This window comes from Nostoc sp. 2RC (assembly GCF_014222165.1).
Lineage (GTDB): Bacteria > Cyanobacteriota > Cyanobacteriia > Cyanobacteriales > Nostocaceae > Nostoc > Nostoc linckia.
The window spans coordinates 1-8,864 of sequence record NZ_JACKZU010000345.1 but is presented as its reverse complement, the minus strand read 5'-3'; the positions used below and the strand labels follow the sequence as shown (position 1 = coordinate 8,864).

Here is an 8,864-nt window from a genome sequence, read left to right as displayed (position 1 = left end):
ATATAATATTGTTTCTATAACTTGATTTAATTTGGATATTATTACTGGACTTTCCCAATCTACTGATTGAAAATATTGATTTATTAAATCACGTTTATATTCAAAATTTATTGATTCATCCCTGCTAAAGCCTCCACCGGAAAAAATAGTGTCTATTTGCCTTTTACTGAAACAATCACAGCAAAATCGTTCAAGATAATTTTTTAAAATTGTTATAATTAGACTTGACATAGTAACTATTTAACTTTATAAAAACATTACTAATTGAAAATATTACTATATTTTTATAAGAAATACGGTCATGCTAACTGTAACAATTGATGAAATCCAGCAAAACTTAACTATCTATCTTGAACAAGTAGCGGCAGGGCAAAGTATTATTATCATGCAAGCAGGAAAACCTATTGCAGAAATTAAACCCGTTTCACCCACTTCTCAACAAATGAGACCTTATGGATTATGTGCTGGTGAATTCATTGTTCCAGACGATTTTGATAGTTCCTTACCTGAAGAAATTTTGAATAGTTTTGAAGGGAAATGAAACTATTATTAGATACCCATATCTTCTTATGGTTTATTAGTGGCGATCGCAAATTACCAATTCATTTACAAAATAGCATTCGTGATTTAAATAACGAAGTATATTTAAGTTGCGTTTCGATTTGGGAAGCAACTGTTAAATACCAGTTAGGTAAATTACCATTACCACAATCACCTGAAATCTACCTTCCCAAACAGCGTCAGGAGCATTTAATCAGTAGTCTCGGTCTAGATGAAGAAAGCGTTGCTCAACTTTTAAATTTACCATTATTACATCGCGATCCTTTTGATAGAATGTTGATTTGCCAAGCTTTACAACATAATTTAACAGTTGTAAGTGTAGACCCAGCAATTCAATCTTACTCGATAGGTGTTTTATATTAGCGTTAATAATTGCTCAAAATTTGGAAGAGAATAGCCTTTCCACTGTAAAAGTGCATAAGCATAGGCTTTTTTCAGCATTAAATAATCAGCACTGACTCTTAGAGAACTCAACAAAAACCTATCTGACTCACTTAATTGATTGTTTTGATTTTTTTCTAATAATTGCAAATGCAGTTCTTGTTGTGTGTCTGGAACTTGACTTTGAGCAATAGTTAATAATTCCTCAGTTGTTAATTGTTGCATAGCCATTAATTCCCCTTGTAATTCTAGAGGTGCATAATCAACAGCAGGAGGAGCATTGCTTTGGTTGGCCATAATTATTTAAAATAATTGTTTTTTAAGATAACATAGTGCGCTAGGGTAAAGTTCTTCAGGTTCCTCAGTTGTCTCAACTCAAAAAATGTACCCACAGCGCTGGCTCAACGTAACGCACTTTAATCTTCTGTAGGCGCATACAGCTGCATATCCCTACTTTATAAATTAACGCTTGGCGATCGCTTCACAAAACATTACTTCCATAAGAACCACTCATGTAGCCTTTGTGTGCATCGTCGAAAGCTTGCAAGTGACACAAATCACCTAGCAGTAAGGCTTTGGGGTATCAATTATCAAAATTTCAGCAGAAAATAATTACCAACCGGAGAAAATTTCCGGTTTTTTTGGCTTTGTGATGATAAATAAAAATAATAACGTTGAAAGTCATGCTTCGTACCCCGAAGAATTGCTGAAATTCTTCGCTGCTTTCAGGATGACTACTGACAACATCTGCCGCAATGCTGCTCGCTTTGTGCATTTTTAACTCGGCATTGGGGAAAGGGGAAAAGGTGAGCCAGCGCGGTCTTGGGGGTTTCCCCCATGAGCGACTGGCGAACCCCGAAGGGGTTAAAGGGTAAAGGTTAAAGGTTTTTTCTTTCCCCTTTTCCCCAAAACCCGACAAGTATTGACATCTGCCGCCAATCAGTTTTTTTGCTGGGGATGCTGCTAATCCGCTACAAACAAGGGACGCAGAGCTAAATAAAAGCTCTACCACAAAATTTACTCTAGATGTGTCTAAGTAAGTACGCTGAGGAAGTGTAAAGATGTCACGGAGTCATGGAGGCGATTTTAAAGCAATTATAAAGAGCTAGGTGCCATTTTGGCAGGTTTCCATCGTAAATATGCGATATTAGTAGATTGTACAAATCTTTATTCTTGTTCGCACACACTAGTTACTATCTACTCAAAACTGCCAGGGCTGAGGGAATTCTAACACGGATGAATTTACGGTAATTTACGAAGTAGGAAATAATACATGGTATTATCACTGTCTTCTCATAACGTTATCCAGTATCTGCAAGACGCGGATCTGTGTAACTCAGAAGGTGGCAGAACGGATAAATCTGATTTGCCAGGGAGTAGCAAGAAAAATTTTAATTTAGTGGTAACTCTTGCCGATAATCGCAAGCTGCTCCTTAAACAAGAAGGTAACGTTAACAATGAAGGTCAGCCCCATGAATTATTCAAAGAGTGGCTGTTTCATCAATTGCTCCAGCAGTTTCCAGTTTTCGGTAATGTTTCGACCATTGCACCGTTGGTAGTGCATTTTGACGAAGAAAATTCTATCCTCGTCCGTAACTACTTAAGTGACTACCTAGAGCTTGGGACATTATACCACAACAATGGAATTTTTCCACCAGAAATTGCTTATGCCATCGGTACAGCTTTGGCAGGATTGCATCGTACAACCTTCCAGCACCGAGAATATAGGGATTTTATGGCAGCTGCTCCCCAAGGAGAGTTTCGCTATGGCTTTTACAATCCAGCCCAGGGGGTAGGTTCGATTGGCCCAGAAATTTTTGGTGCTGTTCCCAGCGATGCGTTGAAATTCTATGTTCTCTATCAACAATATGAGAGTTTGGAATCTGCGATCGCAGATTTGGCATATGAGTGGAACCCTTGCTGTCTAACTCACAACGATTTGAAATTGAACAATATTTTAGTTCATTCTCGCTGGCAGCAACTAGACAATTGCCTAGTGCGGCTAATTGATTGGGAAGCTTGTGCTTGGGGAGATCCAGCTTTTGATTTAGGAACTTTATTAGCAAGCTATTTAGAAATTTGGCTTAAAAGTTTAGTAGTAGACCCTACCATTGAATTAGAACAATCTCTACATTTGGCGCTGATACCCCTAGAGCTTTTACAGCCTTCAATGATTGCTCTCATCAGGTCTTACCTCAATGCTTTCCCGATGATTTTAGAATACCGTAGTGACTTGATTTCGCGGGTTATGCAATTTGCAGGACTGGTACTGATTCATCAAATCCAGGATAGAATGACTTGCCAAAAATACTTTAGCAATACTGATATCTGTATGCTGCAAGTAGCTAAAAGTTTACTCACTATGCCAGAACAGGCTGTGTTGAATATTTTCGGCATCTCACAGTCAGAAATTGTCAACCCTGTGGCCAAAATTCATAAACTTCCTCAACCTCAAAAAGAGCAGCAGTTACTTCGGATTTATTACGAAAAAACTCGACTTCGTGGTTGCTAATGAAAAGAAACCCAACAGCAATAATTCAGAATTCAGGAGTCAAAGTAGTTAAACAATCATCAAAATATAGAAATCTCCTTTGATTGCCCAAATAATTCATCTATGGAGGGAACAGGAAAAAAGTAATCAAACTCTACTAATTTTTTCACCCAATCAAATAGAAGTCTATATTTGATGAATTAACACAGCGATCGCATTGTATTTATTTGGAATTCTGAATTTTGAGTATTGAATTTTTACGAAATTTTAAATTCTTGTGCATATTATTTCTCCGATGGTAAATCTCAGAGGATTTTGCCCCATCATAGTTTTATGATTTGGAATTTTATTTTATTGAGTTATAAATGGATTAATGCTATATTCTGCCAATCAACCGCTGACTTCTCTATTAGATATTGCTCACAATATCCAGATTGAGCCAAATTTTTGTATTTACCATCCCAAATATCAACCCTTTGCTCTGCCGACTAAAGTAGCTGAGAGATTTCAGCAAACCCCAGCAGATTTGCAACAAAAGTATCTGACTCTACTACTGCGAAATTTTCTTTATGGTATCTATTACAATGGCTCCCTACAAAATAGTTTAATACCTAATACTAGTATTAAACATCACATGTCTCAATCTAATTTAGAAGATAGTTATGTTTCGGATATTGATTGGGATTTCTACAAACAACTACACGAAAATAATCACGGTATAGGCTACTTTGACTCAAAATGGGAAGTGTTGCGGCGAGAAGTTGATGGTACGATGGCGGTGACAAAAGGCGGTTTAACGCTTTATATTGAGCCGGACTGTCACTTAGAATCAAGTAAAAAATCTACCAAAGTAGGTGATATAGTAGCAATTTGGATGCCTAAAAATCGTCTACAAAACGGTTATTATGTGGCAGTTAGTAATGTGGCACAGGAACAGCAAAAAAATCCAGACAGTGACTTAGGAACAGGGCGAATTTACTTTAACTTAACGCCATCTGGTGCGATCGCTCTTATGAATAGCCTAACACTGCAACTCAATGCAGCCTCCATTCCTTTTAACTTTCAGGTTCTCCATAATCCTTCTGTATACGGACGCTATGATTCAGGGGTACTCTACTTTGAACTCCAAGACTATGCAGCAATCCACAGCATCCTTGAAAGAGTTTATCCAGAGAATCAATTTCATTTCCACCAGGAAATTCCCTTGTTTACCAAATTTTTAGCACCAGGGTTAGGTTTAGCTGAAGAACCAAGTCAAAAATTTGCCGCCCAAGAAAGTTTTGGTATGAACCGTTGTCAAATCGTTGCTAATGCCTTGTTAGAAGGATGGCAAAAAGGGAAGAATGCAATGGAAGAACGGATGAGGGTGATTAACCAACACTTTACACGCCATGCCATTGACTTACGGCGTCCCTACCTTAACCCTAATTCTCAAGATATTTATATTCCCCTGAAATTACAGCAAATTTAAAGTTAATAAACAGCACACAAATTTTTCGGTCTACTGAGTTTTGCTGTATTGATGAGTAATTCTAACTTAGTGGTCTGTCCCATTAATTTTGTAGGAAAAATGTTCGTAGTAAGGACTTTAGTCCTTGATTTTTCAGCACTAAAGAAGGCAGCTATGCAAAGGGCACAGGGCAGGAATCAGAATTACCTCCTGCCCTCTGCCTTTCTTGCTAAAGTGATGACTACGAACCTATCAGAACTAATGGAACAAACCATTAGTTACCACCAGAGGTCACAGATTTATTATGTGTGGCAGTATCTTCAGGCTTTCTGTGCCATTTGCCATCGCCACCTGGTTCGTACTCATTTCTGACGCTATTCCAAGCAACTTCACGGGCACCTTCTTCACTGAAACCATCTTTTTGAGCGGCGCTAAATGCTGCTGTAAAAATCTGCTGTGCGTGTTCGGGTAATTGTTGTTTAATGTCTTCAGGTAATTGATTGATTCCTTGTTCTGGCATAAACTTAATTCCAATTTTTTTTACTTAAGTTCATACTAAAAAATTAATCATCCAATACCATCTTTCTCTAAGTAGAGAACTAAATAATCATACTTTTGGCTGAGTCAAAAAAATTTTAGATTAACGATGCAATAATATTAATACTCATAGCTAGAATCGTGGTATTGAAAAAGAAGGATAATATACCATGTAGCAACGTCAAGCGCCTCATATCGCGTGATGTCGTTTGCACATCTGAGACTTGGCTAGTCATGCCAATCACAAATGAATAATATAAAAATTCCCAGTAGTCTGGATAGTCGTTATGAGGAAAATCTAAACCTCTGGTAATTTTTTCGCTATTATTCTGACTATTATATTTGTAATAAATATGTGCATACTGCACTGCAAATAGTGTATGCACTAATAACCATGAACCTATAATTGTCATAATTGAAAGTATGACATGTAGGCTAAGCATCATTTTTGATAACTGTTCTTTATCAGTTAATAAAAATCCAATGGCTAAAACACTAGCACAAGCCGCCGCAATCACGAGTATGAATATGGCCAAATGTCCTTCATATTCATTCTCTGCATAACGACGAATTTTTTCTGGTGTAGCTTTGAGCATTTTCCACCAAGTTATGGCTAAGAAAAAGTCAGCACCAAAGTTCCAAGCGCAAAGAATACGACTTGCTAAATGCAGCCAAGGTGGAATTATTACCAAAATTAATAAAGCGACTCCAACAGCTATGAAAAGTCGAGGTCGCGGGTCAAAGTTTTTCAATAAATTAAGTTTCACAAAAATTGCGATCGCCAGTGTAATTTATTGGATTTCAATCACGTAAATCTAGAATAAGATACCTTGATATTACCCTTCAGTATAATGTGATAGTAGCCATAAGGCATAGCGTTCTAAACCGACTAATAAGACAGTTATGCCCAGGGCTAGAGCGAATAAAAATAAATTACTTACATCACCGGCTTTTAAGGCGAAACTTAGAGAAGTGGCAACAGCAGGGGGATGCATTGCATCGAAGAAAATCATGAAAGCAATAGCAATTACCATTGCAATCCCACCAGAAATATACCCATTACCAAAGATTGAATAAGTAATAAATCCAATGCTAGCAGCCATTGTTTGAGCTAAAATCAGCGTCCTCACAGCGTTTGTACCGTGCAGGGGGTCAAGATAAATCAGAAATGCACTGGAAGCTAGGGACGCAAATAGTAGGCGCTGTTGGCTGAGAGCTTCTACCAAAGCCATTACCAATAGGACGATGACAGTTGGCGCAGTTACCAGAGCTATTTCTCCTTTGAGATTTAGCCTGCGTCTGAAATTCCGATTTGCTCCTTGCAAAGGTTTTAAACTCGAACGTTTTTGACTCATCGCTCGAAAAATTTGATTTGAAAAAAAGTCGAGAGTTGTTTGGTTGGGTAATTTTCCCATGAATGGTTGATTCGCTCCCAATACTTGTCGGGTTTTGGGGAAAAGGGGAAAGAAAAAACCTTTAACCTTTACCCTTTAACCCCTTCGGGGTTCGCCAGTCGCTCATGGGGGAAACCCCCAAGACCGCGCTGGCTCACCTTTTCCCCTTTCCCCAATGCCGAGTTAAAAATCTTTAACCGAGCAGTATTGGATTCGCTCCTTCCTTAGACTTACTGTAAAACTTTGTGGCTGTTGCTTCTTCTGGCAAATGATAGACGGACTCAAACATCGGTGATGCGTTCGCTTTATGATGCGGTAAGTACCGTCTAAGCGAAGACAAATTATGACGCCAACAATTTCAATTAACGATTCTCAACGCCTGCAACTCTCACCTTTAGAAATCCCCTCCCGTTTACTGTTGGGGCCTGGCCCCTCCAATGCCCATCCTACAGTTCTGCAAGCGATGAATACTTCACCAGTCGGGCATCTTGACCCGGCTTTTCTCGCACTGATGGATGAAATTCAATCGTTGCTGCGCTACGTATGGCAAACAGAAAACCCACTCACCATTGCAGTTAGTGGTACGGGAACAGCAGCAATGGAAGCAACCATCGCCAATAGCGTGGAACCCGGTGATGTGGTTTTGATTGGCGTAGCTGGTTACTTCGGTAATCGCTTGGTGGATATGGCTGGACGTTATGGCGCTGATGTGCGAACAATTACTAAGCCTTGGGGACAAGTTTTCAGCTTGGAAGAATTGAAAACTGCCCTGGAAACCCATCGTCCAGCGATTCTTGCTTTGGTTCATGCCGAAACTTCCACTGGCGCACGCCAACCTTTAGAGGGAGTTGCTGATTTGTGTCGCGAATTTGGCACTTTATTATTACTAGATACCGTTACAAGTCTTGGCGGCGTTCCTATATTCTTGGATGCTTGGGGAGTTGACCTAGCTTATAGTTGTAGCCAAAAAGGCTTGGGTTGCCCACCCGGTGCTTCGCCTTTTACCATGAGTCCGCGTGCAGCCGAAAAATTACAAAAGCGCCGCACAAAAGTTGCCAATTGGTATTTAGATATGTCTTTGCTGAGTAAATATTGGGGTAGCGATCGCGTCTATCACCACACAGCACCAATTAACTTATACTATGCATTGCGGGAAGCACTGCGTTTAGTTGCCGAAGAAGGATTAGCAAACTGCTGGCAGCGTCATCAAAAGAACGTAGAATATCTCTGGGAAAGTTTGGAAGACATAGGATTAAGTATGCACGTTGAGCGGGAATATCGACTGCCTACCCTTACCACTGTCCGCATTCCAGAGGGAGTAGACGGCAAAGCGATCGCTCGACAGCTACTCGATGAACATAATATTGAAATTGGCGGTGGTCTTGGCGAACTCGCTGGTAAAGTCTGGCGCGTGGGACTAATGGGCTTTAATAGTCGTAAGGAAAGTGTTGACCAACTAATAGCCGCATTGCGCCAAGTTTTACCTCAATAAGCTGAATTTGTGTTGAGTGTTGACTGTTGAATGTTAATCGTCAACAGTCACACTATGAGTTGCTGTTAAAGCTTAACGCTTTTGAGAACAATGGCGATCGCTCTAGCATTGATTGACAAGCAAAGTTGATATTTTACAAGTCGATGCATTCACGATGCAAGCCAATGCATTCACGATGCAAGCCAATGCATTCACGATGCAAGCCAATGCATTCACGATGCAAGCCAATGCATTCACAATGCAAGCCAATGCATTCACAATGCAAGCCAATGCATTCACGATGCAAGTCAATGCATTCACAATGCAAGTCGCTCATATCATTTTGTTAAATCTTGGCAACACATAAATATACGACTTACGCATTGACGGTAAATACAAAATATGAAGTGCTTGAAAAAACCACATCTGTTGTAGGGGCTTTAGCATTGCTCATCAGTGTCAACTTAAGCTCAAACTCTTGCTCCACAATCGTTTTACCCCACCCCCAACCCTGCCTTTTTTATACATCTCCGAGCCCCCCAGACGGTCACCTACCTCCAATTCCGCCTGATCCTTGTA

At 39.6% G+C, this 8,864-nt stretch carries 12 protein-coding genes; 6 read left to right on the top strand and 6 right to left on the bottom strand.

Translation table 11 applies throughout. The features are described 5' to 3' along the window. A partial coding sequence (locus GNE10_RS35575; RefSeq protein WP_221643018.1) for a hypothetical protein occupies window positions 1-231 on the bottom strand: 231 nt, incomplete at its 3' end. Window positions 232-301: 70 nt separating this feature from the next. On the opposite strand from GNE10_RS35575, the gene GNE10_RS27850 reads away from it, so the two are divergent. After that, entirely contained in the window at window positions 302-541 is a 240-nt protein-coding gene (locus GNE10_RS27850) for a type II toxin-antitoxin system Phd/YefM family antitoxin (protein ID WP_185568806.1), read from the top strand. Then, a complete protein-coding gene (locus GNE10_RS27845) occupies window positions 538-924 on the top strand; it encodes a type II toxin-antitoxin system VapC family toxin (RefSeq protein WP_185568804.1) in 387 nt (128 codons plus the stop codon). The genes GNE10_RS27850 and GNE10_RS27845 overlap by 4 nt, the downstream gene beginning before the upstream one ends. On the opposite strand, the gene GNE10_RS27840 is transcribed toward GNE10_RS27845, so the two are convergent. Both GNE10_RS27840 and GNE10_RS27835 read right to left on the bottom strand, forming a co-directional pair. Further along, window positions 916-1,239, bottom strand: a complete 324-nt coding sequence (locus GNE10_RS27840; RefSeq protein ID WP_185568803.1) for a hypothetical protein — start codon at window positions 1,237-1,239, stop codon at window positions 916-918. The two genes, GNE10_RS27845 and GNE10_RS27840, sit on opposite strands and share 9 nt — an antisense overlap. A gap of 301 nt (window positions 1,240-1,540) precedes the next feature. Beyond that, window positions 1,541-1,954, bottom strand: coding sequence for a hypothetical protein (locus tag GNE10_RS27835; RefSeq protein ID WP_185568801.1), 414 nt, complete (start codon window positions 1,952-1,954; stop codon window positions 1,541-1,543). A gap of 261 nt (window positions 1,955-2,215) precedes the next feature. On the opposite strand from GNE10_RS27835, the gene GNE10_RS27830 reads away from it, so the two are divergent. Both GNE10_RS27830 and GNE10_RS27825 read left to right on the top strand, forming a co-directional pair. Continuing rightward, window positions 2,216-3,454 carry a phosphotransferase family protein gene (locus GNE10_RS27830; protein WP_185568800.1) on the top strand — a complete coding sequence of 413 codons (1,239 nt, stop codon included), beginning with the start codon at window positions 2,216-2,218 and terminating at the stop codon, window positions 3,452-3,454. 352 nt (window positions 3,455-3,806) lie between these two features. Beyond that, window positions 3,807-4,904: a T3SS effector HopA1 family protein gene (locus GNE10_RS27825; protein ID WP_185568798.1), complete on the top strand. Its 1,098-nt coding sequence runs from the start codon at window positions 3,807-3,809 to the stop codon at window positions 4,902-4,904. A gap of 253 nt (window positions 4,905-5,157) precedes the next feature. Here GNE10_RS27825 and GNE10_RS27820 read toward each other — a convergent pair whose 3' ends face one another. The 3 genes from GNE10_RS27820 to GNE10_RS27810 all read right to left on the bottom strand — a co-directional run bounded on the left by GNE10_RS27820 (window position 5,158) and on the right by GNE10_RS27810 (window position 6,835). Beyond that, window positions 5,158-5,403, bottom strand: a complete 246-nt coding sequence (locus GNE10_RS27820; RefSeq protein ID WP_185568797.1) for a ChaB family protein — start codon at window positions 5,401-5,403, stop codon at window positions 5,158-5,160. A 115-nt stretch (window positions 5,404-5,518) separates the two neighbouring features. After that, window positions 5,519-6,187, bottom strand: a complete 669-nt coding sequence (locus GNE10_RS27815) for a DUF1345 domain-containing protein (RefSeq protein ID WP_185568796.1) — start codon at window positions 6,185-6,187, stop codon at window positions 5,519-5,521. Window positions 6,188-6,256: 69 nt separating this feature from the next. After that, on the bottom strand, window positions 6,257-6,835 hold the full coding sequence (locus tag GNE10_RS27810; RefSeq protein WP_311774859.1) for an HPP family protein: 579 nt from the start codon (window positions 6,833-6,835) through the stop codon (window positions 6,257-6,259). A 322-nt stretch (window positions 6,836-7,157) separates the two neighbouring features. Between GNE10_RS27810 and GNE10_RS27805 the strand changes: the two genes are divergently transcribed. Continuing rightward, a complete protein-coding gene (locus tag GNE10_RS27805) occupies window positions 7,158-8,306 on the top strand; it encodes an alanine--glyoxylate aminotransferase family protein (RefSeq protein WP_185568794.1) in 1,149 nt (382 codons plus the stop codon). A 112-nt stretch (window positions 8,307-8,418) separates the two neighbouring features. Further along, window positions 8,419-8,652 (top strand): hypothetical protein, encoded by a 234-nt coding sequence (locus GNE10_RS27800; RefSeq protein ID WP_260447062.1) that lies wholly within the window; start codon window positions 8,419-8,421, stop codon window positions 8,650-8,652. Window positions 8,653-8,864: the final 212 nt, after the last annotated feature.

Coding starts and splice junctions, on each gene's coding strand:
- GNE10_RS27830 (WP_185568800.1), top strand. CDS start 2,216: ATGGTATTATCACTGTCTTCTCATAACGTTATCCAGTATCTGCAAGAC.
- GNE10_RS27825 (WP_185568798.1), top strand. CDS start 3,807: ATGCTATATTCTGCCAATCAACCGCTGACTTCTCTATTAGATATTGCT.
- GNE10_RS27850 (WP_185568806.1), top strand. CDS start 302: ATGCTAACTGTAACAATTGATGAAATCCAGCAAAACTTAACTATCTAT.
- GNE10_RS27845 (WP_185568804.1), top strand. CDS start 538: ATGAAACTATTATTAGATACCCATATCTTCTTATGGTTTATTAGTGGC.
- GNE10_RS27840 (WP_185568803.1), bottom strand. CDS start 1,239: ATGGCCAACCAAAGCAATGCTCCTCCTGCTGTTGATTATGCACCTCTA.
- GNE10_RS27805 (WP_185568794.1), top strand. CDS start 7,158: ATGACGCCAACAATTTCAATTAACGATTCTCAACGCCTGCAACTCTCA.
- GNE10_RS27820 (WP_185568797.1), bottom strand. CDS start 5,403: ATGCCAGAACAAGGAATCAATCAATTACCTGAAGACATTAAACAACAA.
- GNE10_RS27810 (WP_311774859.1), bottom strand. CDS start 6,835: ATGGGAAAATTACCCAACCAAACAACTCTCGACTTTTTTTCAAATCAA.